The 333-nt window shown below is 36.9% G+C and carries 1 pseudogene; it reads right to left on the reverse strand.

The features are described 5' to 3' along the window. Positions 1-242 (reverse strand): annotated as a pseudogene (locus ACHUFA_RS11080) (hypothetical protein); the annotation flags it as partial. Between the last annotated feature and the right edge of the window lie 91 nt (positions 243-333).

Consider the following 333-nt stretch of genomic DNA (forward strand, 5'->3'; position numbering starts at 1 on the left):
GTATCTACACCATTTTTAATATCCCTAGTTTCCATAAAATCCGAAATCCGATGAAGATTGGATTCGTAGAATAGGGGATCATTCATCTCTTTGTGGTAATCATCTTCAAAAGTCACCTCAAAGTCACAATCAAAATTGGGGAGTGATAGTATCTTTTCCACTAACTGATTTGTTTCAGCTTGGTGAATACGTTCTTCTAATTCAGTACAATCTAGGATACTTTTCTTATGTAGTAGGTTCATGTTTTTCTTCCTCTTCCGTTCTTCTAAATTCTCTGGCAATGGCTTCAATAACTGTGACAGTCACGCTATTGCCGGCCTGTTTGTATAGTTG

It is taken from the genome of Streptococcus hepaticus (assembly GCF_043656315.1).
GTDB lineage: Bacteria > Bacillota > Bacilli > Lactobacillales > Streptococcaceae > Streptococcus > Streptococcus hepaticus.